This is a genomic window from Parasphingorhabdus sp., assembly GCF_039968395.1.
Classification (GTDB): Bacteria; Pseudomonadota; Alphaproteobacteria; order Sphingomonadales; family Sphingomonadaceae; genus Parasphingorhabdus.
This window is the reverse complement of the sequence record NZ_JBDVPV010000001.1, coordinates 539859-564417: the sequence shown is the minus strand read 5'-3', so window position 1 is coordinate 564417 and position 24559 is coordinate 539859. Positions and strand designations below refer to the sequence as shown.

At 54.2% G+C, this 24559-nt stretch carries 25 protein-coding genes; 16 read left to right on the top strand and 9 right to left on the bottom strand.

The window, feature by feature from the left end:
- Positions 1 to 27: 27 nt before the first annotated feature.
- Positions 28 to 663, bottom strand: a complete 636-nt coding sequence (locus ABJI30_RS02775) for a PEPxxWA-CTERM sorting domain-containing protein (protein WP_348015381.1) — start codon at positions 661 to 663, stop codon at positions 28 to 30.
- A gap of 294 nt (positions 664 to 957) precedes the next feature.
- Here ABJI30_RS02775 and ABJI30_RS02770 point away from each other — a divergent pair, with 294 nt between their 5' ends.
- Complete coding sequence (locus ABJI30_RS02770; protein ID WP_348015380.1) at positions 958 to 1905, top strand: right-handed parallel beta-helix repeat-containing protein; 948 nt, start codon at positions 958 to 960, stop codon at positions 1903 to 1905.
- A gap of 9 nt (positions 1906 to 1914) precedes the next feature.
- On the opposite strand, the gene ABJI30_RS02765 is transcribed toward ABJI30_RS02770, so the two are convergent.
- On the bottom strand, positions 1915 to 3594 hold the full coding sequence (locus tag ABJI30_RS02765; RefSeq protein ID WP_348015379.1) for an alkaline phosphatase family protein: 1680 nt from the start codon (positions 3592 to 3594) through the stop codon (positions 1915 to 1917).
- A 133-nt stretch (positions 3595 to 3727) separates the two neighbouring features.
- On the opposite strand from ABJI30_RS02765, the gene ABJI30_RS02760 reads away from it, so the two are divergent.
- Together ABJI30_RS02760 and ABJI30_RS02755 are read left to right on the top strand one after the other, a co-directional pair.
- Positions 3728 to 5839: a protein-disulfide reductase DsbD domain-containing protein gene (locus tag ABJI30_RS02760; RefSeq protein WP_348015378.1), complete on the top strand. Its 2112-nt coding sequence runs from the start codon at positions 3728 to 3730 to the stop codon at positions 5837 to 5839.
- An 18-nt stretch (positions 5840 to 5857) separates the two neighbouring features.
- The gene (locus ABJI30_RS02755) at positions 5858 to 6475 is read left to right on the top strand and encodes a thioredoxin family protein (RefSeq protein ID WP_348015377.1); all 618 of its coding nucleotides are present in this window, start codon (positions 5858 to 5860) and stop codon (positions 6473 to 6475) included.
- 241 nt (positions 6476 to 6716) lie between these two features.
- Here ABJI30_RS02755 and ABJI30_RS02750 read toward each other — a convergent pair whose 3' ends face one another.
- From ABJI30_RS02750 to uvrB, 4 genes are all read right to left on the bottom strand, one after another.
- On the bottom strand, positions 6717 to 7115 hold the full coding sequence (locus ABJI30_RS02750) for a hypothetical protein (RefSeq protein WP_348015376.1): 399 nt from the start codon (positions 7113 to 7115) through the stop codon (positions 6717 to 6719).
- A 300-nt stretch (positions 7116 to 7415) separates the two neighbouring features.
- Positions 7416 to 8216 (bottom strand): methyltransferase, encoded by an 801-nt coding sequence (locus ABJI30_RS02745; RefSeq protein WP_348015375.1) that lies wholly within the window; start codon positions 8214 to 8216, stop codon positions 7416 to 7418.
- 118 nt (positions 8217 to 8334) lie between these two features.
- Positions 8335 to 8670: a HigA family addiction module antitoxin gene (locus tag ABJI30_RS02740; RefSeq protein ID WP_348015374.1), complete on the bottom strand. Its 336-nt coding sequence runs from the start codon at positions 8668 to 8670 to the stop codon at positions 8335 to 8337.
- 136 nt (positions 8671 to 8806) lie between these two features.
- Positions 8807 to 10990: an excinuclease ABC subunit UvrB gene (gene uvrB, locus ABJI30_RS02735; protein WP_348015640.1), complete on the bottom strand. Its 2184-nt coding sequence runs from the start codon at positions 10988 to 10990 to the stop codon at positions 8807 to 8809.
- A gap of 127 nt (positions 10991 to 11117) precedes the next feature.
- On the opposite strand from uvrB, the gene ABJI30_RS02730 reads away from it, so the two are divergent.
- The 12 genes from ABJI30_RS02730 (at position 11118) to pal (ending at position 20025) form a co-directional block, all read left to right on the top strand.
- Complete coding sequence (locus tag ABJI30_RS02730) at positions 11118 to 11660, top strand: DUF3617 domain-containing protein (RefSeq protein ID WP_348015373.1); 543 nt, start codon at positions 11118 to 11120, stop codon at positions 11658 to 11660.
- Positions 11661 to 11663: 3 nt separating this feature from the next.
- On the top strand, positions 11664 to 12926 hold the full coding sequence (locus tag ABJI30_RS02725) for a serine hydrolase (protein ID WP_348025366.1): 1263 nt from the start codon (positions 11664 to 11666) through the stop codon (positions 12924 to 12926).
- Positions 12927 to 12978: 52 nt separating this feature from the next.
- Positions 12979 to 13362 carry a VOC family protein gene (locus ABJI30_RS02720; protein WP_348015371.1) on the top strand — a complete coding sequence of 128 codons (384 nt, stop codon included), beginning with the start codon at positions 12979 to 12981 and terminating at the stop codon, positions 13360 to 13362.
- Between the two features lie 4 nt (positions 13363 to 13366).
- Positions 13367 to 13759, top strand: coding sequence for a VOC family protein (locus tag ABJI30_RS02715; protein ID WP_348015370.1), 393 nt, complete (start codon positions 13367 to 13369; stop codon positions 13757 to 13759).
- Between the two features lie 27 nt (positions 13760 to 13786).
- Positions 13787 to 15124 carry an amidohydrolase gene (locus ABJI30_RS02710; protein WP_348015369.1) on the top strand — a complete coding sequence of 446 codons (1338 nt, stop codon included), beginning with the start codon at positions 13787 to 13789 and terminating at the stop codon, positions 15122 to 15124.
- A gap of 6 nt (positions 15125 to 15130) precedes the next feature.
- Positions 15131 to 15478 carry a TraR/DksA family transcriptional regulator gene (locus ABJI30_RS02705; protein WP_348015368.1) on the top strand — a complete coding sequence of 116 codons (348 nt, stop codon included), beginning with the start codon at positions 15131 to 15133 and terminating at the stop codon, positions 15476 to 15478.
- Positions 15479 to 15631: 153 nt separating this feature from the next.
- Positions 15632 to 16099, top strand: coding sequence for a YbgC/FadM family acyl-CoA thioesterase (locus ABJI30_RS02700; protein ID WP_348015367.1), 468 nt, complete (start codon positions 15632 to 15634; stop codon positions 16097 to 16099).
- Positions 16100 to 16117: 18 nt separating this feature from the next.
- Complete coding sequence (gene tolQ, locus ABJI30_RS02695) at positions 16118 to 16819, top strand: protein TolQ (RefSeq protein WP_348015366.1); 702 nt, start codon at positions 16118 to 16120, stop codon at positions 16817 to 16819.
- Entirely contained in the window at positions 16819 to 17277 is a 459-nt protein-coding gene (gene tolR, locus ABJI30_RS02690) for a protein TolR (RefSeq protein ID WP_348015365.1), read from the top strand. The genes tolQ and tolR overlap by 1 nt, the downstream gene beginning before the upstream one ends.
- A gap of 15 nt (positions 17278 to 17292) precedes the next feature.
- Entirely contained in the window at positions 17293 to 18063 is a 771-nt protein-coding gene (locus tag ABJI30_RS02685; protein WP_348015364.1) for a cell envelope biogenesis protein TolA, read from the top strand.
- 52 nt (positions 18064 to 18115) lie between these two features.
- Positions 18116 to 19426, top strand: a complete 1311-nt coding sequence (gene tolB, locus ABJI30_RS02680) for a Tol-Pal system beta propeller repeat protein TolB (RefSeq protein ID WP_348015639.1) — start codon at positions 18116 to 18118, stop codon at positions 19424 to 19426.
- Positions 19427 to 19515: 89 nt separating this feature from the next.
- Positions 19516 to 20025, top strand: coding sequence for a peptidoglycan-associated lipoprotein Pal (pal, locus tag ABJI30_RS02675; RefSeq protein ID WP_348015363.1), 510 nt, complete (start codon positions 19516 to 19518; stop codon positions 20023 to 20025).
- A 74-nt stretch (positions 20026 to 20099) separates the two neighbouring features.
- Here pal and ABJI30_RS02670 read toward each other — a convergent pair whose 3' ends face one another.
- The 3 genes from ABJI30_RS02670 to ABJI30_RS02660 all read right to left on the bottom strand — a co-directional run bounded on the left by ABJI30_RS02670 (position 20100) and on the right by ABJI30_RS02660 (position 24121).
- The gene (locus ABJI30_RS02670) at positions 20100 to 20399 is read right to left on the bottom strand and encodes a hypothetical protein (RefSeq protein WP_348015362.1); all 300 of its coding nucleotides are present in this window, start codon (positions 20397 to 20399) and stop codon (positions 20100 to 20102) included.
- Positions 20400 to 20436: 37 nt separating this feature from the next.
- On the bottom strand, positions 20437 to 23367 hold the full coding sequence (locus tag ABJI30_RS02665; protein ID WP_348015361.1) for a pitrilysin family protein: 2931 nt from the start codon (positions 23365 to 23367) through the stop codon (positions 20437 to 20439).
- A gap of 127 nt (positions 23368 to 23494) precedes the next feature.
- Positions 23495 to 24121: a methyltransferase gene (locus ABJI30_RS02660; RefSeq protein ID WP_348015360.1), complete on the bottom strand. Its 627-nt coding sequence runs from the start codon at positions 24119 to 24121 to the stop codon at positions 23495 to 23497.
- A gap of 102 nt (positions 24122 to 24223) precedes the next feature.
- Between ABJI30_RS02660 and ABJI30_RS02655 the strand changes: the two genes are divergently transcribed.
- On the top strand, positions 24224 to 24544 hold the full coding sequence (locus ABJI30_RS02655; protein WP_348015359.1) for an antibiotic biosynthesis monooxygenase: 321 nt from the start codon (positions 24224 to 24226) through the stop codon (positions 24542 to 24544).
- The last annotated feature ends 15 nt before the right edge of the window (positions 24545 to 24559 follow it).

Here is a 24559-nt window from a genome sequence, read left to right as displayed (position 1 = left end):
TTTTATCAATTTGCCAAATGAAACGGCTTAGGCGTAACTGACTTTCGTCATTACGTTGCGGCGGCGACGCATTGCGCCTCCGACCAATCCAAAGCCGCCAATCATCATTGCCCATGTAGCTGGTTCAGGAACAGCCGGAGCGGCGGTCAAAACGCGCACATAGTCACCTGGATCAGAAGCACGGAAATCGATATTCAGTCGATTGCCGACAACATTGAAGCTATCCGCGCTTTCGAGGCCGCGAAGAGCAACACTGATATAGTTGACATTGGGATTGCCAAGCAATGCGTCTGTCAGATCCATATCTGCTTTGGCATCCAGAACGGCGAGAATGTCACCATCAAAGTCGACATAGCCGACGCCGGTGCGACTCGGACCGGGGTCAAACGCGACATAGTGGCTGTAGACGACCGTGCCGGCGGTCAATCCTCCAACGTCAGCTGCCAGTGCCACGCCCTGTGCTTCGTCAAAAGCAAACAGGTCATTTGACTGTTGATTATTATCGCCGACTGCGAAACCAGCTGCTGGCGTAAGTTGTTGAAAAACACCGCCATTAGCTGCAGCTGTACCACCGGTGAGTTCCCCCATCACGATAGCGGCATTTGCGGTTCCGGCGGTCGCCAGAGCAGCAATCACTGCGGTAGTTTTAAGAAAATTTTGCATTGTCATTCTTCCTTTTGCGAGCAAAAAACTCGCTAACAATGCGACCCGTGGAAATATCTTAACAAATTCCTAACGCAATTGCGAGTCTCGTACCTTTAGATCGTCTCATATCGAGACAGCTACCTCACACCAATCAGTCACATGCGCAATTCCACTGCGGATAAGGTGATATTTAACCTCTTTCGATCAGCTTGGATTCATTTGGGACAACTAGGATAGCCGCATTGTACTGATGTTGAACCATCACTAGGGCCGATAGATCAAGATACATGTCCTCCAAGGAGCCTGCATTTCATGAGATTGCCTGTCTATATTACCTCCGCTGCCGCATTGTCGCTGGCGATTGCCGGATCAGCACTGGCACAAGGCGGAGAAGCACCTTTCACCGTGGCTGAAACCGGTCAGGGCTATTCACGTCTGGCCGATGCGGTTGAAGCTGTGGGCGGAAACAACGCGACGATCGTCATCGCACCGGGCACCTATGGTGATTGTGCCGTACAGGATGCCGGGCGCATTACCTACAAGGCTGCGATCGCGGGACAGTCCGTGTTTGACGGCGGTATTTGCGAAGGCAAGGCAAGTCTGGTGTTGCGCGGAAAAGCCGCGTCCATCGACGGCATCGTTTTCCAGAATCAGCGTGTCCCCGATGGCAACGGTGCAGGTATCCGGATCGAAAGAGGTGACCTTTACATCAACAATGCGCTGTTTCGTAATGCCGAACAGGGCATTCTCAGTGCCGATGATCCGAGCGCCGAAATTGTAATCACCCGATCGACGTTCCAGCGTCTGGGGCGATGTGATCGCGGGCTTTCCTGCGCGCACAGCATCTATATTGGTGATTTCGGTTCGTTGACCGTGACCAATTCTCGCTTCGAAAAGGGCAATGGCGGACATTATGTCAAAAGCCGGTCCGGGCGTATTTCTGTAACCGGAAGCAGCTTTGATGATACGCAGGGACGCGGGACCAATTACATGATCGACCTTCCAGCCGGTGCCACCGGGACTATCACCAACAATATTTTTGTTCAGGGGCAGGACAAGGAAAATTACAGTGCGTTCGTGGCCGTGGCTGCCGAAGGTCGGGAACACAGTTCAGCGGGCCTCAACATTCACTCCAACAATGCCGCGCTGGCGAGGGGTGTAAACCGCAATACCTGGTTTGTGGCGGACTGGAGCGGCGATCAACTGCGCATTGCCAACAACACTCTGGGCCGCGGGCTTACGCGATACGAACGACGATAATACGAAGCGTCATTGGCGGTGGCAGCTGTTTCTGGCGCTGCCATCAATATCAAGACAGATGCCGTCAATCTCGTCATCCGGAATGTTGAACCCAATCATGGCTGCCAGAGTCGGCGCGATGTCTATTGTTCGGACGGATAGCGGCTGCTCGAAGTGTCCTATGCCCGCGCGCCAGAATAAAATCGGCACCCGCCGATCATAATCCCACGGGCTACCGTGGGTTGCAACATAACCCATGCCGGTCTTCGCAATCGGAGTGACCGCCTTTTTCAACAGCACGATAAAATCACCTGAGCGATCAGGATGAAATGAAGCGCGGGTGCGTTCGGCCATCGTCCACTCTTCAACGGGGCCGGCGGGCGTGGGTGCCTTTGCAAGATCTTCATGATCAAATACCGCTTCGACTTGTGGATGGGCGGAGAACATGGTCATGGCGACCTTCTTCACTTCTGCCCGCTTTTCATCCGGCAGATCCAGGCTGACATAATAATCGCCAAACGGGCTGTCCGCGAAAAGAACCTGCGCGCCCGAGGTGTCGCCGATAATGTCCTTTACCTGTTTTCCGACAAACCCGGCATTGAGATTGGGGTCGATCCGTTCGGCATCAGGAACGCCCTGCATCTGCAAACGTTCCGGCAAATCATGTCCGCCATGGTCAGCCGTCAGCATGACGGCATAGTCAATGCCCTGCTCATCCAGTGTCTTGAACAACATACCCAGGTTGCGGTCGAGTTCGGACATTTGAATACACATTTCAAGACCACCTGTGCCGAAGGCGTGTCCAATATAGTCCGTCGCTGACAATCCCAGCGAGAGTATGTCCGTGGCTTCTGCTTGCCCCAGTTTCATCGACCGCACCAAAGCCAGACCTGCATCGATCGTGGCTTTGTCAAACCCGGGAGACCCCCGAAAAATCCGCCCTGCGCCTTGCGGCCGCTGAAACGCATAGGTGCCGACCGACTGGTTTTTATTGATGGAAATCTTCTGATTCCGCGCCTCACAATGCTGCGGAACAGCATAAGGTGCCCGCGCCTTGTCTATCGCTTCACCGATGGCAGCGTTCAGTGTTCCAATCGCGGGGGCAACAGTTTGGCCCTTCAGCGTCGTAAAGCCTCTGCCTTTCCACCAGTAAATCGCGTCAACATCTGCGCCTCCCATCATCAATGCTGCGCGATCCTTGCCCGACACGGCAACATTGCGCGATTTGGGCGATATCTGCTTGAGCCGTTCGCCCAGCGTGGGGACCAGCAGATGCCAGGGCGAGGCCACGTAATCTCCCTGGGTTGCAGCCGTGATACTTCCAAAACTTGTGCCTTCAATGCGCTCGTCCTCGGCACAGTAGATGGTTTTATCGTCACGTTTTACAGACAGATCGATCCAGTTATTGGCGATAATACCGGCGCGTCCGGGGTGGGTTCCTGTCATGATCGTGGCATGGCCAGGACAGGTTTCCGTCGCAGCATGTGATTGATAACCGGACGGGAAAACGGCTCCATCCGAAAGGCGCTTCAATCCACCAGTAAAAGTGCTGCGATATTCGCTGAACAAGTCCGCCGAAAACTGGTCAACCGAGATTGCGACCACAAGTTTTGGTGCTGCCGGTGTATCCGGATTGTGATGCTCGGCACTGGCGTTACCGGATATTGCAATAAGACCGGCAAAGGCTGTAACAAATCTGGCTAGGCGCACGAATAATTCCCCATGATCAAAAGCAGCTATGGCAAGAGCGCCGCTGATAGCTTAAATGACACGAAAAGCGAAATGGTGAGTTTTCATGAAAAACATGTTTCTGTCGGGACATAAACATCGCAGGCAAAACCTGGTGACTACACTGCAGACTGTGGCAATGGCATTGCTGTTTTCGTTTGTTCTCAGCGTCAGTCCGGCGCGCGCACAAAATGTTCTGGGCAGCAAGGAACTGAATGTACCGGCGACATTGGTGGCCGAATCGCAGCAGGTGCAAGCGGGTCAAAGCGTCACCCTCGCCTTTGTCATGACACCCAAGCCCACATGGCACGGCTATTGGGAAAATCCCGGAGATGCCGGCATCGGAATGAGTTTTGACTGGAAGCTGCCGGATGGCGTGACCGCAGGCAAAGCCCGCTATCCGGTTCCGGATACATTGCTGATCTCGGGGATCATGAACTACATTTACAAGGGTGACTATGCCGTCCTTGTCAATCTGGTGGTGTCGGAAAAGGTTCAACCCGGTCTTCTTCCGATATCGGTGAAATCCGAATGGCTGGCCTGTACCGATGAGATCTGTGTGCCGGAGCAGGATGAGCTGTCAATCAATCTGGAAGTCGTTGGACCCGATGCTGCCGTATCGCTGAACAATGCGTTTAACGCCTATCGCGAAGCCCTGCCCCGCCAGCTCGGAAGCCAGGCGACCTTTGATGTCGAGAATGACATGTTCCGCCTTTCGGTTCCGTTCCCTGCTGATGTCGCCGTCTCCAAGCCATATTTCTTTATCAAGGAAGATGGCGTTGTTGATTATGCCGCGCCCCAGACGGTCAATCGGGATGGCGACCGCTTGATCATCGAGACCGGTGCCCGCGGCGATGCTCTGGATACGATAAGCGGTGTTCTGAAAATCGGCTCGAACATGGGATTTTCGTTGAAAGCTACCAGCGGCGACGTTGCCATGACCGGCATTGCATTGAGCAATAGTGATGGCGGCTCCGGTGGTGGCCAGTCACAAGCCAACTTGCTCTTGGTTGCATTGGGCGGCGCGATTGTCGGCGGGCTCCTGTTGAATCTCATGCCTTGCGTTTTCCCCATTCTGAGTCTGAAGGCGATCAGCCTGGCCAAGGCGGGCGGGGATGAAACTGTCGTACGGCGGGATGCGCTTGCTTACACAGCTGGCGTGATCGTTGTTGCGACCGCTCTGGGCGGATTACTTTTGGCATTGCGCGCCAGCGGAGCTGCAGTGGGTTGGGCATTTCAACTGCAGGATCCGCGAATAATATTCGTCTTGCTCGCATTGGTAACCGCGATCGGATTCAATCTCGCGGGCCTTTTCGAACTGCCCAATCTCAATTTCGGGAACAAGCTGACGCAAAAAGATGGAGCGTCGGGATCGTTCTGGACGGGCGCTCTCGCAGCCTTTGTGGCGACCCCATGCACCGGGCCGTTCATGGCGGCAGCATTGGGTGCAACCATCGTCCTTCCTCCGATTGCTGCGCTGATAATCTTTGCCGGACTGGGAGTTGGCCTCGCCCTGCCGTTCCTGCTCATTGCGTTTGTACCGGCCATTCGTAACCGGTTGCCCAAGCCCGGCGCCTGGCTCGACAGTTTCCGCAAAATCATGGCCATCCCGATGTTCCTGACCGGTATTGGTCTGATCTGGCTATTGGGCCGCCAGATTGGAACCGATGCCCTTGGTCTGTCCCTCGTGTTCCTGCTCATTGTGACGATCACATTGTGGTGGTTTGGTGGCGGTCAGCTGAAGGGACTCTCCCGCGGTGCAGTTACGACAGCGGCGCTTGTTGTTGCAGTGCTGGCTGGTGTCTGGGCTCTCCCTGGAGAAGAAGCCATGGACAGCCAGAAAGTTGCCACCGCCTCTTCTGCAACTCTTCCCAGCGAGCCATTTGCCGAAGCCCGGCTCAGCGAATTGCGGGCGGCCGGGCAACCGGTATTTGCCTATTTCACGGCCGACTGGTGCATCACTTGCAAAGCCAATGAAGCGGCTGCGGTCCAGCGTCAGGAAACTGCCGATGCCTTTGCCGCTGCCAATGTGGCTGTGTTGATGGGTGACTGGACACGCCCCGATCCGGCGATCAGCAAATTTCTTGAAAAACACGGCCGCGCCGGTGTTCCGCTCTATCTTTATTATGCACCGGGCAAGGATCCTGTGATCCTGCCACAAATATTGACTGTCGGGACATTGACAGATCTTGTCACACAATCGGAATTCGCAGCCAATGCACACTGAACAAGCGAGGAAAGAATCATGCTGAAAAATTTTGCTCTGGCCACAATGGCAACGGTTGCAGTTGCAGGACTGGCTCAGCCGCTTGCCGCCGGGCAAAAAAATGGTGCTGTGGCGCAGGATTTCAAATTGACTGACATGAACGGCAACACCGTTCAGCTATCCAGTTTTCGCGGCAAGACCGTTGTGCTGGAATGGCATAATCCCGGCTGTCCGTTCGTGAAGAAACATTATGATAGCGGTAACATGCAAAGCACCCAGGCTGCAGCGCGCAAACAGGGCGTCGTGTGGCTCACCATCAACAGCGGAGCACCGGGCAAGCAAGGATATATGTCCAGCAAGCAGGCACAGACCCTGTTTGCAGAGCAAAATCTAAAGGCCAGCCACTATCTGCTCGATCGCAAAGGCCTGATCGGCAAGGCATATGGCGCCCGTACGACGCCGCACATGTACGTCATCGATGGTGCAGGCAAGCTTGTCTACCAGGGCGGTATTGACGACAAGCCCACGGCCAATCCTGCCGACATCAAAGGTGCGCGCAACCATGTTGCCGCCGCCCTGTCAGACCTGAAAAGTGGTAACGCGATCCGCATTGCCCAGTCCCGGGCTTATGGCTGTTCGGTGAAATACGCCAGCTAGGCACAAAAAAGCAGAGCTGACGCGCAATACTCAACTGGCGCACCAACTCTGCTTCCATTGTCCGGCGGCTTGCAAACCCCCTGAAAGCCCCCTCGTAAAAAGGAGTGCCGGACTAAACTTTTAGACTACGCAACTTCAGGGTTTCCAAGGATCGGGAGACAGGTTTCTACGCTACTCAAACCTGTCTCCCGCCTTTGTTCCGACAACCTGCGACCCTGAATCCGGGCGCCGTCGGTCAAACTCAATGACTGATCAAATCAAATTTCCTGGTCCCATTGCTTCCCACGAGCTCGATGCCTTTGGTTCCGGACAGTCCGGACAGCGGCATGGATCGTTCATACTTGCCCCCACGCTTGTCACCATTCTTGTTTCCGGCGACACCGGCTTCTGGCTGCGATTCCGATACAATCTCAATCCGCCGATACTCAGGTGCGAGATCATTCAGCACCGGGCGCAATTTTATCTGCGCCGGAATATCGGGAACTGGCCCCGAGACAACCAGATACAAACCATCACCCAAGGTTGGACCAGCCCGCACTTCTGCACGGTCAAACGCGATACCATCAGAACGGCCACGCCATCCCGCTGCAGACGAACTGCTGTTTTTGCTTTTGCCGTCGCTATTCACAAAAAGCTCCATGGAAATCCCGTCATCCAAAATTCGGTGACGAAGTCATTTCGCCAACTCGCGAATACGCAACTTACATAGAGGTCAATAACCGAATTCAGCATGAATAGTCATGTAAACAATTGTAACTCGTCGTAATGTGTTGAAATATTATTATATTTTTCGGTAACTTTACCACTGCAGAAGAAGCCGGAAAAAACCCGCGTTTTTCCTGTACCGGACAACATCGCAAATAGGCTTGCAGGATCAATCACTTGCTCTCCGGGAAGCGATTCGCGGGCCCTCCGCGGGACTTTTGCGAACATCCAGACATCATTCGGGTTTGCGAAACTTCATCACAAAACGATCCGTTTTTCCGCGAAGAGCTGGATCAAATACATTTTTATCAAGATCATCCTCGGGATTGGCAAACATGTTACTCTCCGCTTCGAGGACGAACCCAGCTGCTGCGAAATCCGCTTTTGCGGTGGCCGGATCAATCCGATGTGTTTTTTCAACAATCTCGCGTGTGTCGCCGGCATTGCCGGTGTGATCGATCACGGCCACAATGCCGCCCGGCTTCATACCGGCATAGAGATTGGACAATATTACGGCTGGATCCATGCGCTCAACTTTGAACTGCTCGCTTTCCCAATAAAAGTCGTGATAAATCAAATGCAGCATGGCAAAATCGATGCTGTTGGCAGCGGGTTTATAGCCCGGCAATTGTGAAGGCAGCATAGAGACATGGGACTGCCGCGCTTTGACGCCGGCCCATTTCGCTTTGGCGGCGTCACTCGATACAAATTGCGGTGGATTCACGGCCAGGACCGATCCGCCCGACCCGACTGCCGCACCCATGATCTCGGAATAATATCCCCCGCCCGCGAATATATCGACAACGGTATCGCCCGTTTCCAGCCCCATGAACGACAGAATTTCAACCGGCATCCGGCTGCCGTCCAGCTTGGTATCACCGTCTACACGTCCCGGCGCGGATACAGCGGCAGCAAAATCGGGAGCAGCCTGCCGGGTTGCAGCTGAAGACGCGGACCCGGATTCTGTTTCCGAGTAAGTACAGGCGCCCAGCGCCAGAACCGATGTCGCTAGAACCGTCGTTATGAATGCACGCATGATATTCTCTCCCTCAACGTTCGAGGGAACATGAACCTGCCACCCGGTTTGCACAAGACGGATGCATGTTGTTGGTCTGCTTCAATCTGTTGTTGATCGAATGGACGCTGGCCGGAAACTAGCTGCCTCGGGGTTCAATCTGGATCAGATCCGCATCGACCTCATTATGCACGGCTTCCAGATCATAGTCATTCTGCATTCGCAGGAAAAAGCCATCGGGAAGCTGAAAATAGCGACCCAGTCGCAAATCCATATCAGCGTCGATTCCAGCCTTGCAATGCACGACTGACTTTATCTTGGAAATTGCGATGCCCGTATCTGCAGCAAGATCTTCCGGGTCCAGTTCTTCGCCTATCCCAAAATCATAATGCAGTACGTCACCGGGGTGGACATTGCGGAACCTGTTATCAAGCTTTCCGGCGGCTTTGGTGAACAGGCGGGATGCGAGGGTCATCGTGTCATCCTTTCAACGCCGCTACGATCGGCGCTCCAGTTGTCCCCTGCCTTTTGATTGCCCGACTCGACTATATACGGATTCAGCCTTCCGCTCAATCGGACGACCGGCAATTCAATGGAGTTTATCTCTCGCTTCACCCCATCCGTTTTTTGCTGGTTCGGCCATATTTGCCCTTGCGGGTCCCAGGCCGGCCTTCGGTCGACCTGCCCTTCGGCGCGGCGACCTGCAGATCTGCGGGCACGCCGAGTTCATCCGCCTCCAGTTTGCGAATTTCGTCACGCAACCGGCCGGCTTCTTCAAACTCCAGATCAGCCGCAGCATCGCGCATGCGTTTTTCGAGGCTTTCGATATGGCTGCGCAAATTATGTCCGACGAGATGTTCCGTATCATCATCAATAGGAACGGTGACCTGATCCTTGCTTGCAACATGTGCGACAATATCGCCGATATTCTTCTTGATCGTTGTTGGCGTTATCCCGTGCTCGAGATTATATTCTTCCTGCTTCGCGCGCCGGCGTCCGGTTTCATTCAGTGCCCGCTCCATCGAACCGGTCATGCGATCGGCATAGAGAATGACCCGGCCTTCCACATTACGCGCAGCGCGGCCAATCGTCTGGATCAATGATGTTTCGGAACGCAGAAAACCCTCCTTGTCCGCATCGAGTATCGCGACCAGCCCGCATTCGGGAATATCCAGCCCCTCCCGCAGCAGGTTGATGCCCACCAGCACATCATAGACGCCCAGTCGCAGATCGCGGATCAGTTCGATCCGTTCCAGTGTCTCGGTATCGCTGTGCATGTAACGGACCTTGATTCCCGCTTCGTGCATGAATTCGGTCAGGTCTTCCGCCATCCGCTTGGTCAGCGTTGTCACCAGAGTGCGATAGCCCTGCTGCGCCACTTTCCGGCACTCGTTGATCAGATCATCCACCTGATCTTCAACCGGCTTGATCTCGACCGGGGGATCGATAAGGCCGGTTGGACGAATGACTTGCTCGCTGAAAACGCCCCCCGTCTGTTCCATTTCCCAATTCCCAGGTGTCGCCGAAACGCTGACGGTTTGTGGCCGCATGGCATCCCATTCGTTGAATCGCAGTGGCCGGTTGTCGATACAGCTCGGCAAGCGAAACCCGTATTCCGCCAGCGTGATCTTGCGGCGATGATCACCCTTTGACATGGCGCCGATTTGCGGAACCGTCTGGTGACTTTCATCAACGAACAGAAGCGCATTGTCCGGCAGATATTCGAACAGGGTGGGTGGCGGCTCGCCGGGCATGCGACCGGTCAAAAACCGCGAATAATTCTCGATGCCTGCACAGCTTCCCGTTGCGCCGATCATTTCCAGATCGAAATTCGTCCGCTGTTCCAGCCGCTGGTGTTCGAGCAACTTGCCCTCAGCCTCCAGCTCCTTGAGCCGCACACCGAGCTCCAGTTTGATCGCCTCCATCGCCTGTTTCATTGTCGGTCCGGGCGTTACATAGTGCGAATTGGCGAAAATCCTGACCCGGTTCAGGCTTGCGCCCTTCTTGCCGGTCAGCGGATCAAATTCGACAATATCCTCTATCTCGTCACCAAAAAAGGAAATCCGCCAGGCCATATCCTCATAGTGGGATGGGAAAATCTCAAGATTATCTCCGCGCACCCGGAAATTCCCGCGGGCAAAGGCCTGATCGTTACGCTTATATTGCAACGACACCAGCTTGCGGATGATATCCCGCTGATCAACCGATTGTTCCTTTTTCAGGTCAAAGATCATCGCCGAATAGGTTTCAACCGAGCCGATCCCGTACAAGCAGGAAACAGATGCAACAATAATCACGTCGTCGCGTTCGAGTAGTGACCGGGTAGCGCTGTGCCGCATCCGGTCTATCGCTTCATTAACCGAGCTTTCTTTCTCGATATAGGTGTCGGAACGCGCGACATAGGCCTCGGGTTGATAATAGTCATAATAGCTGACGAAATATTCGACCGCATTATTGGGGAAAAAGCTCTTGAATTCTCCATAGAGCTGGGCCGCCAATATCTTGTTTGGCGCAAGAATCAGTGCCGGACGCTGCAGTTTCTCGATGATTTTTGCCATCGTGAACGTCTTGCCCGACCCGGTAACTCCCAACAGCACCTGATCTTTTTCGTCGCCGCCAATCCCTTCGACCAGTTCCGCGATAGCAGTGGGCTGATCTCCGGATGGTTCAAAATCGCTGACTAGCTCAAAAGACCTGCCACCCTCTGATTTCTCGGGGCGTGCGGGTTTGTGCGGAACAAATTTTCCGTCTGTGTCCGGTTCGGCCAGACCCTCTCTGATCACCAGTTTTGCCATCAGCGGGATATGGAACAAAAAGGGTCCATTGTCATCCCAATTCTGGACGGCAGGTAACGCAAATTTACAAGACAAATGCTGCAGGCTATGGCAAAAACCAGAGATTGAAAAATGTTGGGGAATTAACGTGAAAAAGATTCTAGCTTCTGCCGCAGTTGTGGCACTCATATCCGGCTGCTCTGATAATGGCGCAGATGCGGACGGTGATGGCAAAATCACGACCGAAGAAGTCGCCGCTGAAATGAATGAAGTCAGCCTGGAGCATGGCGAATGGGAAAACACGGTTGAGATCATAGATGTTGAAATCGAAGGTATGCCGGGCGGTGCGCCGGCCGGCCTGATCGAAAACATGAAGAGCCAGAAAACGACAAGCAAGTCGTGCATGAGCGAAGAACAGGCCAAAAACCCTGGTGCAGAATTTTTCTCTGCGCAGAAGGAATTTGATTGTGAAGTCAAAAAATTCGACATGAGCGGCGGAGCGATCGATTCCGAAATGTCCTGCACCAACATGAACCAGGGCGCCGGACAGATGACAATGGCGATGACCGGTCAATATGGCCCCAGCAGCTATGACATGACGTTGAGCATGGATGGCGGAGCAGCTGGCGTGAATATGAAAATCACCGCAAAGAACAGCGGCAAACGGATTGGCGCATGCACCGCCGGCTAACTCGTGCGAAATGAACATTTGAAAAACGCAGTGAAGACACTTTGTCTTTGCTGCGTTTTTCTTTTTGCGGCGGGCTGGCCTACAGAACGGGTTCATCCACGGGAAGCCGGGTATGGCGACGCAAGATCACCCGCTGCGGTGATGATCGATTTTGGCTCGAATAGTTTCAACGTCACTGCCCTTCAGGGCGAAGCGAACCATATTGACCAGCGCGCACTTCAGCCGAATGACCCTGTCCGTATTGCGTCCATTTCGAAATTTGTCATGGCGCTTGGCGTCATGCGCCTTGTCGACCAAGGTAAACTTGATCTGGATCGAGACGTAAACGACTATCTATCCTGGGACCTGCACAATCCCGCTTTTCCCCGGCGATCGATCACGTTGCGGCAGCTTATGTCGCACACAGCGGGTTTGCGGGATGCAGCAGGCTATGCGATTGCTGTTGATATTCCGCTCGCTAGAATAACCACCGATCCCAAAGCATGGGATCTGGTACATGAACCCGGCAGTTATTTTGCCTATTCAAATCTCAATTCGCAGATAATCGCCGCAGTCATCGAAACCACGACACAGCTTCCCAGTGGCCACAATGCGCCGTTCAGTAAGATCATGGCCGAACAGGTTTTTGCGCCATTGGGTTTGACAGCATGCTATAACTGGGTCGCATGCACCGACGAAACCGCCGCCAAAGCCGTCACCTTGTATGACAGTGAGGGCAAAGCCCTTCGGGACGCGGAATTTCGGGAACAGCCTTGTTCCACTGTGCCAGCCACTTCCGGGAAATGCGGCTATTCCAAAGAACGCGCGGGCGTGACCGGAAGTCCGTTCAGCCCTCAAGGTGGATTGCGGATCTCTGCCCAGCAATTGGCGAAAGTCGGCCAGATGTTTTTGAATGGCGGTCGCGTCAAAAGCGCATCAGCAGATCGGTCTGAGCTGATGAAGACGCGACCTTTCCTGAAACCGGGAACAGTTGCCGAGCTATTGAAACCGATATGGGTTTATGATGGCAATAACGGTGAAAGCGAAGATGGATATTTCTGTGCTTATGGCCTGTCCGTACACATATTGGCGCTCGCCGGGCGTCCCGGTGTCTGCAAGGACGATCCGTTTGGGGATGGCATAACGCGTTACGGCCATTCCGGAGAAGCCTATGGTCTCAGATCGGGATTGTGGTTCGATCCGGAAAGTAAAACCGGAACAGCCTTTTTTCGTACTCAGGTTCCGGAAAATGACCCCGCAGGTCATTGCATCTTTTCCTGCGACTGATAGGTTTCACTCCGAAACCGAATCAACCGCAAACGCTTCCAGGAGAAGAACGATGATCGCCTACACCATGCTCGGAACAAACGACAAAGACAAAGCCTTCGCATTTTATGATGCCCTGTTCGAAGATACGGACATCAAGCGCCTGTTCAAGACGCCCGCAGGCGGTCAGTTTTTCGGCAAGGGGCCGGGGCAGCCGATGCTGTGTATCACAAGCCCCTATGACGAGGGTGAAGCCTGTTTCGGCAATGGGACGATGGTTGCCCTGTCGTTTGACTCAACCGAAGAAATTGACGCGCTGCACGCAAAGGCACTGGGCTTGGGCGCCGCCGATGAAGGCGAACCGGGCTGGCGGGCACCGGACGTGTTCTACGGCGCGTATTTCCGCGACCTTGACGGCAACAAAATCTGCGTTTGCAAAATGAACATGGGAGGATGAATCGATGATTGGATATGTAACTCTTGGCACGAATGATCTCGAAAAAGCGCGCAACTATTATGATGGGTTGCTCGGCGAATTGGGCGCGAAACGCCTCATGGAAATGGAGGAAAACGGTTTCACCTTATATGGCGTCGATATGACTTCGCCATCCATAGCAATCACCCAGCCATTTAACGGCGATGCCGCCCAGCCGGGCAATGGCAACATGATTGCGCTGCAAATGCAGGAGCGGTCCGAAGTCGACAATTTCTACAACAAAGGCATCGAACTGGGTGGCAGCGACGAAGGCGCGCCCGGTGTTCGCGGCGATGACGGGCCAATGGCATTTTATGCAGCCTATTTTCGGGATCCGGAAGGCAATAAGCTTTGCGCGTTCCGCCTTGGACCGGCATAAAGAGAAAAAATTACCGAGGGGAAAATCGTGAAACGTTTCATTCTGGCTCTGGCCGCTACCACAAGTATGGCGGCCTTCCAGCCTGCATCAGCCCAATCAACCGATCTTGGGAAAGCCATTTCCGTAGATTATGACAACAAGCTGGAAGCACTGTTTCTCGATTTTCACCGCAACCCGGAACTTTCCTACAAGGAAACCCGCACGGCAGCGATCATGGCCAAGGAATGGCGTGCTGCCGGTTTTGAGGTGACAGAAAAAGTTGGCGGAACCGGTGTTGTGGCTGTCATGAAAAATGGTGACGGCCCGACATTGATGCTGCGTGCGGACATGGATGGTCTGCCACTGGTCGAAGACAGCGGTCTGGATTATATGTCGACTGTTACGCAGGTCAGCATAGACGGTCAGGAAAAACCGGTCATGCACGCTTGCGGCCACGATGTACACATTACCTCGCTGATCGGTACCGGGCGACAGCTTGCTGGCATGAAAGACCAATGGAGCGGGACATTGATCCTGATCGCTCAACCTGCCGAAGAACGGATTGGCGGCGCGAAACTGATGATGGATGATGGCCTGTACAGCCGCTTTCCAAAGCCCGATTATGCCATGGCTTTTCACGTTTCATCAGGCGTTCCAACCGGTAAAATTGCCGTTGACTCGGGTATCGCCAGCAGCTCCTCCGACAGCGTTGACATTGTCGTTCACGGCGTCGGAGCACATGGTGCTTCTCCCCACCGCGGGAAAGACCCGATCGTCATGGGTGCGCAGATCATCATGAATTTGCAGACGCTTGTCAGTCGTGAGATCGCCCCTCTCAAGCCGGGTGTGGTGACAGTTGGGTCCTTCCACAGCGGGTTCAAGCACAACATCATTTCCGACAAAGCCGAGATGCAACTGACTGTCCGTTCTGATGACGAAAATACCCGCAAAAAACTGCTTGCGGGTATAAAACGAATTGCGGAAAATGTCGGTCGCATGAATGGCTTGCCGGAAGACAAGCTGCCTGAGGTAAAAGTATCTCATGAATCGACACCGGCCAATTATAACGACGCGCCATTGACCAGCCGCATCAAGGCCCTTTTCGGTGAAAGATTTGGAGGTGACGTGTTCCATGAAGAACCACGGGAAGGTATGGGCGCAGAAGATTTTGCCTATTTTGTGGCTCCCAATACCGATGTGCCCGGCGTTTATTTCTCGGTTGGCGGGACACCGCAAGCGGATTTTGATCGGGAGAAAAATGGCGGCGCACAGGTGCCATCCCATCATTCACCCTTCTTCAAAGTGGCCCCGAGAGAATCCGTTACTCTGGGGACCGAAGCGATGACCGCAGCCGCACTGGACTTGCTGGCACCGAAAACCCGGTAATCCCATATGGCAGACGAGCTTTCAGCCAGTCAGGTCGAAGAATTGAAGGCCATGCTGATCGCCCGTCAATCGGAACTCAAAGCACTCGATGCCGAAGCCGAAGGCTGGCGCAGCACCGTCGAACTTGACCAGCAGAGCGTCGGCCGATTGTCGCGCATGGATGCCATGCAGCAACAGGAAATGGCCCAGGCTGAAGCGCGGCGGCGAATCAGCGATCTTGCCCGGATCGACAATGCGCTCAAGCGGATGGAAAGCGACGATTATGGCTGGTGTGCAGAATGCGGCGAACCCGTGGCGCACGCACGCCTGTTAATAGACCCCGCGGCTCATCTTTGCGTAGGATGCGCGCGCTAGAAATAATGCTGGACAATGAGGCAACGGGCCGGGCCAGCAATCCCGTTTTACAGCACTGATATGCCGCCCAACGGACTCAAAATCGGGTCCAGTTGCATGGCCTCGGAAAATTCCCCCTTTCGTCCGTGAATCCAGCAGCCTAATGTCTGCACCATGAACGTTTCTGAAAAGGTTCCAGACGACGTCAAACCCCATGACGGCCGGTTTGTGGACGGAAAGCACTATTTCGCCTGCCGGGTCTATTTCGAAGACACGGATTTTTCAGGTATTGTCTATCATGCCAATTACCTGCGCTACATGGAACGGGCGCGATCGGACATGCTGCGGGGGCTGGATATGGACCAGGCTGCGGCATATGATTCGGGCGAAGGGGTCTATGCTGTCGCCGATCTTTCGATCAAATATGTGCGGCCAGCCAAACTGGACAATGATCTCGTCATCGTGAGCAGTGTTGAAAAACTGCGCGCAGCCAGTGTTATCATCAAACAGACAATCTTCCGGGAAAATGAAGAAATCGCATCTGCAATGGTGCAGGCCGCTTTCCTTGCACCTTCGGGACGTCCGCGACGCCAGCCTGAAGCATGGACAAAAGCGTTCGCCAGCGTCATGGTCCCGCAATAAACCCAAAAGGATTTTGCTTTGCTAGAAACCCTATCCGTTGATGCTGTATCCAGTGGATTTTCTCCATTTGCCCTGTTCTTGCAGGCGGATATTGTCGTGAAGCTTGTCATGGTCGGCTTGCTGCTCGCCAGTATCTGGACATGGACGATCATCGTCAGTTTCGCGCTGAAAATCAGCAGAGTTCAGGCGAGAACAGAGAAGTTCGAATCTGCCTATTCCAGCACGCAGGATGTCGACCGGTTTTTTGACAAATATCGCAAATCCATTCTGCCGGTCGCGAAAGTTTTTACCGCCGGTATCAAGGAATGGCGCCGATCTACATCCGCCGGCCCGGTGGATCGCGAAGGGACAAGAGAGCGTCTCGCGACCGCGATGAACGCTACGATCACCAGAGAAATCGACAGGATGGCCGATCGACTGAATTTTCTCGCCACCGTCGGCAGCGTCGCGCCTTTTGTCGGGTTGTTCGGCACGGTATGGGGCATCATGCGCAGTTTTTCCGCGATTGCGGCGGAACAGAACAGTTCACTCGCCGTCGTCGCGCCCGGTATTGCCGAAGCGCTTTTTGCAACGGCAATCGGGCTGTTCGCTGCCATCCCCGCAGTCATTGCCTACAACCGCTTCTCGCACCGGCTGAATAAACTGGAAGCGCGTATGGGCCGATTTGCCGATGGCCTCCATGCCAGTCTCAGTCGCGAACTCGAACTGGGGAGAGGCTAGTGGCGATGAATATCTCGTCCCGCGGCGGCCGGCGCGGCAGAGGACGGCCGCCCATGGCCGAAATCAACGTCACACCTTTTGTAGATGTGATGCTGGTCCTGCTGATCATCTTCATGGTCACCGCACCGTTGCTGGTTGCCGGTGTACCGGTCAATCTGCCGGAAAGCAGGGCCAATGCGCTGGAACAGGACCAGGAACCCGTGCAAATCTCGATTGACGAGAATGGACGGATTTTTCTGGACGATGAAGAATTGAGCCGAAACGACCTCGTCATACGTCTGAGTGATATTGCAGGAGCTCAAGACCCTCAGAATCCGAGACAAATTATGCTGCGCGGCGATACGACATTGCAATATGGGCTGGTGATGGGAGTGATGGGTGAGTTGAACCGGGTAGGTTTGAACCGCCTGTCCCTGGTCACCGGTCCAGTCACCAGCGGTTCATCCGAGACGCCATAGAAATGGTTCGCTGATATGGAACGTGCTGAGAAAATTGGCTTGGGAGTAGCGGCTGCAGGGCATATTGCCCTGTTCGGAGTGTTGTCGTTCAGCTTTTTCGGCGGCACCGATGACAGCTTCAAACCCAAACCGATCGAAGTGATGATTGCCGATGAGGTTGGGCTGGAAAGTTCTGCACCCAATCCTTCTCTCGTACCGCCAGCAACCAGTGTCGCACCGGAACTGGGCACACCCGATCCAGCGGAGCTCGTAGAACCCGATGTGGCGCCGTTGCCGGAACTTCCGGATGTAAAACCAACACCGCCCCGCGAAAAACCTGCAGCGAAACCGAAGGCACCGCCCAAACCAACGCCCAAACCGAAAGAAAAGCCAAAGGGATCGAGATTAGGCAAGGATTTCCTCAAAGGTGTGACAGACGCCCCTTCGACGAGCCGTAATCAAAACATTGCCGCTGAAAAGGCTTCTCCGGCTGCTGTGGCCTCACTGAATCGAGAAGTGACGCGACAACTCAAACCGCATTGGCAACGACTTGCGCCTTCAGGTGCGGATGCAGAGCTTCTCCGGACTACCATAATTTTTAACTTAAACCCGGATGGAAGTTTGTCGGGACCTCCAAACGTCATCCGTACCTCGGGTGCAACACCCAGTAACCGGCCACAAGTTGCGCTTCATGCGGAAAGAGCAGTAGCAGCGATACGCCGCGCTGCCCCTTTCAGGCTTCCCGAAAAATTTTATGCAGAATGGAAGTCAATTAGATATGATTTCGACAAGAGCCTATCGCGCTAAAGGATTGAAGAATATGAACAACATTGTCGTGACCTTCAGCACTAACCTGATCATGAAAAGTCTTGCACTTGTTGCGTTCATTTTTTCAACCACACCAGCATTAGCTCAGTTGACCGGGACTGTAACAGCCGATGGCGACAATCAATTGATCATCGCCGTGCCAGGCCTTCCAACACCGCAGGACACGAACACACCTGCCGGAAGCACCGCTGATCTTGGCGGAAAAATCAGTGATGTCATCGTGACCGATCTGCGTTCAAGCGGACTGTTCCAGCCCAAGGGACGCAATCAGGTACGCGGTATCAGTTTCATTGAAGTCACCGCACCGCAATTCCCTTACTGGAGCGGTACCGGCGCTGCGGCCCTGATCCAGGGTTTTGTCCGCACCAACCCGGATGGCAAATTGACCGTCGGCTGTTATCTATATGATGTTGCACTGGAATCCGAACTGACTCGGCAGGGTTTTGTTGTAGAGCCCCGCGACTGGCGCCGGGCGGCCCATAAATGCGCCGATGTTATCTATTCACGGCTCAGCGGTGAATCGCCATTTTTTGACAGCCGGATCGCCTATATTGCCGAAACCGGGCCGAAGGATAATCGGCGCAAAAGGCTTGCGATCATGGACAGTGATGGCGCCAATCACCGGTTCATCACCAATGGTCAGGCAACTGCTCTGACGCCGCGTTTCTCGCCTGACTATAAGAGCATCGTCTATCTCAGCTTTCTCGATGGCAATCCGCGTATTTACATCTACGATATCGGAACCGGGCGGCAGCGGCTGATTACCCAGAGCACCAATCCCACTTTTGCCCCGCGCTGGTCACCGGATGGCAAATGGATTCTCTATTCCATGGCGATTGCGGGCAATACGGATATCTATAAAGTCTCCTCCGGAGGCGGTCAGCCGCAGCGCCTGACTTTTTCTCCAGGCATCGATATCGGGGGCAGCTTTTCACCGGATGGTGGCCGGATCGTTTTCGAAAGTGACCGCTCTGGCAGCCAGCAACTTTATGTGATGAGCGCGGGCGGTGGCAATGCACGCCGGATCAGTTTTGGCGGCGGCCGCTATGCGACGCCGGAATGGAGTCCGCGCGGAGATCTCATCGCCTTTACCCGAACTTCTGGGAATTTCCGCATTGGCGTCATGACGCCGAGCGGTGGCGGCGAAAGATTGCTTACCAACAGCTGGCAGGACGAAGCCCCGACCTGGGCTCCCAATGGACGCGTCATCCAGTATTTCCGAACAACCCGCGGCAATGGCCGGACCGGTATCTGGCAGGTCGATCTTACCGGGAGAAACGAGCGTCAGTTGCCGACGCCGGTCAACGGTTCCGACCCCTCATGGGGACCATTGCTGCCATAAAAGCGGGAAGCCGTGTAACTATTATGCGACAAGTAACTGAAAACAGGTTATAAGTGCCACAAGGGCAGACTAGACTAGGAGTAGAAAAAATGTGGAAATATACAACACCCCTCCTGATTACCTCCAGCTTGATTGTTGCAGGTTGTGCTAAAAAAGCACCGGAAGAATTGCCGCCAGCTCCGATTGGAACGGCACCGGTAACCACCGCGCCGCCTGATCCGGGCCCGGGATATGCTCCTGGCTCACAAGGCGATTTCCTCGCGAACACAATGTCTGATCGCATCCTGTTTGATACCGACCGCTTCAACGTGGATTCGCAAGATCAGATCATTCTGCAGAGCCAGGCCCAGTGGCTGGCCCAGAACCCGCAGTCGCGAATCACAATCGAAGGTCACGCCGATGAACGCGGCACCAGGGACTATAACCTTGCGCTGGGTGAGCGCCGGGCCAATGCGGCGAAAAACTATCTCGCATCACTGGGCGTCAGCCCATCCCGCATGACGACGGTGAGTTACGGCAAGGAACGGCCCGAAGCGCTCGGCTCCGATGAGTCCGCATGGGCACAGAACCGCCGGGCGGTGAGTGTTGTTATTCGCTAGCGGATGAACTGATCCATAAAAAAGGCCGCCATCCGGACTGGACAGCGGCCTTTTTTTGTTTTTCGGTCCCAGACTTAGCCCTGACGGGTGCCTGAAATCGCCATATCACCGAATGCACCGGCATTGATGCTGCCCGTCAGCGCATCACCGTCTACGGTTACGTTGGCCGTGAGTTTCATCGGCATGGGAACGGTCATGTTCATGGTCCACGTCGCGCTATTGCCATCCGCTTTGCCATCTTCCACTTCCAGTGAACCCTGCGCACCCGCATTGGTTCCGGTTACGGTGTCGCCATCTACTTCCAGTGTCAAAACCGAAGCCTGGTCACCCATAGGGGATTTGGTTACGCAATCATATACGCCTGCTACTGACATGTTTTTTCTCCTTTTAACTTAGCTCTGATCCGCAGGTTCAACCGCGTGTTGAATCCGAATCATCTGAACTGTCAATACTACTAACATCAGTGTTACTAGCTTCATAGCCGCGATATTCGATCGGCAGTCCCAGAGCATCCAGCTGCGGTTTGATCTTGTCGGCATCGCCCACAATCACCCAGGTAAACTTGTCAGGATCAATGGCATCCGCCATCGCCTTGTTCAGTTCGTCAGCGGTCAACGTCTTGTAGCGTTCGGCGACAGTCTCTGCATAGTTGGACGGACGACCAAACATCACGTCGTTCTGCATTTGCCCGAGCACGCGTGTGGATCGTTCAAACTGACCGGGAAGCTGACGCACATTGCCATTCACGGTTCGTTCCAGTTCCTCCGGCGTAACGCCATTGGTTCCGAGAAAGCTTTTCACCTGCTCCATCATTGCCGCAACCGCCGGGCCTGTCTGGTTGGTCTGAACAGGAGCCCTCATGATATATGGCACCCGGTCCACACCTCTCAATACGGAATTGCGGGTGCCATAGCTCCACCCTTTCGTTTCCCGAAGATCCATGTTGATCCGCGACAGGAAACTGCCGCCGAGAATCTCGTTGGCGGCGTTGAGTTTCAGCAGATCATCAGACCCTTTGGACGGTGTCACCTGTCCGGCCAGGATCATCGATTGCGGCGAGTTAGCGCGGTGGATAACCACGATCCGGCCTTGCGATGGCGGAATCTCGGCGTCGAAGTTCTTGACTGGCATCGCTGTCGCGGCGTCCCACTGGCCAAACCGCATTTCAAGTTTTTCGATCAATGCATCTCGTTCAATATTGCCAACCGCGAAAATCGTCGCATTGCCAGAATGAAGCCAGTTGTCGTGGAATGACACAAGATCCTCGCGCGTAATCGAGGCGACAGATTCTTTTGTGCCATTGCCTGACAACCCGCGCCCATAGGGATGCTGTTTTCCAAAAAGCAGCGGTGGCAGAGCATTGGTAGCAATACTCCGCGGATTGCTCTCTTCGCGGTCGATTGCCGTCAACTGCTGAACTCTGATGCGTTCCGTTTCAGCGGCACCAAAAGCTGGGTTTTTGGCGATATCTGCCAGAAGATCCAGCGAGGAATCGAGATTGGGATTCACCGCTCTCAAGCTGATACTTGTCCGGTCACGACCTCCGCCAACAGAGATATTCGCACCCAGTCGTTCCTGTTGTTCTGCAATCTGTACCGAGTTCAGACTTGTCGTGCCTTCTTCCAGCATGGAAGTGACAAAATTCTGAAGGCCCGGTTTATCAGCCGGATCTGCAGTTGCTCCAGCATCAAAAGACAGCGAAACCCGTGTCATCGGCACTGCGTCACGCTGCGCGAAATAAACTTTGACACCGTTGGACAATGTCGCGGTCTCGACATCAGGGAAATCCACATTCGGCACTTCACCGACATCGGGAAGCTTTGACCGGTCAGGCAGGGATGCTGTTGGCGGCTGATCGCCCTGCATGAAGAATGCGGGCGACGTCAGCGAGCCGGTCCGCGCGCCCTCTCCTGCCGCGACTTCTTCATAAGCTTCCCGTTCTCCCGGCACGACACGAATGCCAACCACCGGACGTGTCAGCCATTTTTGCATAGCTGCTGTGACTGCCTCCGGGGTTGTCGACGCGAGACGAGCCAGTTCTTTTTTATAATGTTCGGGGTCATCCGAATAAAGTTCACCTTCGGCCAGCGCAACGGCTTTACCGGAAAATCCGCCAACCTGTTCGAGGCCGGCAATCCGGGCAGCGGCATCACGGGTTGCAACCCGCTGCACTTCATCAGCCGTCGGGCCGTTGGCAATAAAATCTGCAATGATTTCATCCAGACGCTTTGCAACCGCATCCGCATCTTCGCCCGGTTTCACGTCAGCCTGAATATTGACCATGCTGCCATGCACAAATGGCAGGACCCAGGCAGATACAGCAACTGCATTTTTCTCTTCACGCACCATGATATTGTCAAGACGCGAACTCGCGAGACCGCCCAGGACCGTCATCCCGACATCAAGCGGCGTATAATCGGGGTCGTTCAAACCTGGCACCATCCAGTTGCGATAGATGCGCGTTGTCGCAACTTTGTCCTTCATTACTTCATAGACGGGAGCATCCAGGGTTGGCAGCTCCGGATTGAGCGTCGGGATGGGTTTACCTTTCGGGATGGCACCGAACCACTTCGCAACGAGCGGTTTGGCTGCCTTGGCATCAATATCGCCAGCCAGCACAAGTATCGCGTTATTGGGTCCGTAATGATCCTTGAACCATGTTTTCATATCATCCAGCGAAGCGGCTTCAAGATCTTCCAGCGAACCAATTGTGTCATGGCCATAAGGGTGACTGTCATCGGGGACCAGCAATTCTGTCTGGCGGTAGCCAACAAGTCCGTAAGGGCGATTGTCGCCCTGACGTTTCTCGTTTGACACCACGCCAATCTGGTTATCCAGCTTCTCCTGCGTCACGGCGCCCAGCAAATAACCCATGCGGTCGCTTTCCAGAAACAGGGCAACTTCCAGTGCGGATTTCGGAACAGTCTGAAAATAATTGGTGCGATCCAGCCATGTCGTCCCGTTCAGATCCGTGGCACCGATCTGACGGAGCGGACCGAAGAAATCACCCGGTGCGTTTTCCGATCCGTTGAACATGATATGCTCAAAAAGATGGGCATATCCGGTCTTGCCTTTCGGTTCGTGCGCAGAACCGACCCCATACCAGATGGATACGGCCACAATCGGTGCTTTGCGGTCTGTATGAACCAGAACCTTCAAACCATTATCAAGCGTAAATTCTTCATAAGGAATGTCGACGGCGTTCACCAGTTCGCTAACCGGTGCAGGTTTGGATGCCGCGTGATCATCAGCCCAAGCGGGGACCGAAACTGTCAACGTTACGGCAGCAAGAGCATAGCCCAGGGTTCGGGAAACAGGAGAACCTGAAAAACGTTGCATCATGATATTCCTCTCAAATTGGTCTCAACAATATATTTGCGATCTTTCTGACCGTGAATGGCGCCTTGCCTGATCTCATCTTCGACAAACATACGATAATCGTCGACGAACGGTGGCGATTCAGAAATGACTACTTTGTCTTCCAGCCCCAGAACAGGTGACAGGGCAAGATATTCCAGATCGAATAGCCGCTATCGATATGATCAAAGTGGGGAGCCATGAATTGGCGTGCCTTTTTGACAAACTGGTATACCAGGAAAGCACCGCCGGGACGGATGGCAGCATAGGTCTCCAGGGCGATTTTTGGTCCCAGCTGGTCAGGCAGGGTAGAGAAGGGCAGGCCCGACAATATGTAATCTGCTTTCTCATGCCCCAGATCGGCAATAATCTGCTGCACATCGGCGGCCGAACCATGTATCGGAAAAAACCGGCTATCGCCGATTGTCTTGCCGAGATAGTCGATGAAATCGGGGTTAAGATCGATAACGATCAGAGTGGCATCGGGTTTCATCCGTTCCAGAACCGGACGACAAAAGGTTCCGACACCCGGGCCATATTCGACGAAAACGTCACATTCGTCCCACTTCACCGGCTCAAGCATTTTGGTGACAGTAATCGCGGATGACGGAATTATCGAACCGACCATCACGGGATGCTTGACGAAGCCCTTGAAGAACACGCCCCATGCACCGAAAAGTCGCTGCAATCTGAGTTTGATTCGTCCTATCAAGGGCGCTTTCGCGATGCTGTTAGTCAAATTTTTCCTCCGGAGAATCAGCTGTCTTACTAGAGCGAAACAGCATCGAATTCAAACAAGTTCGTGCTTGCCTGCGATAGACAGAAGCGTAAACAGGCATGCATGACTGTTTTCACGCCCGGAACGATCGCGGTTATATTTTGTGCACAGCGCACGGACGAGGATGATAGCGGTTATGCGCAGGCCGCGCAGGCGATGGAAACGCTCGCTGCACAACAAGATGGATATCGCGGGATGGATCACTCGCGTTCAGAAGACGGGTCGGGTATTACCGTCAGCTACTGGGCAAATGACGCGGCAGCCAAAGCCTGGCGGGACAATTCAGACCATGCCGCAATCCGCGAAAGCGGACGTGCCAAATGGTATAGCAGCTACAGCTTGCACGTTGCGAGCATCGAACGCAGCTATGATTGGGAAAAATAGCATGGCATAGGACCG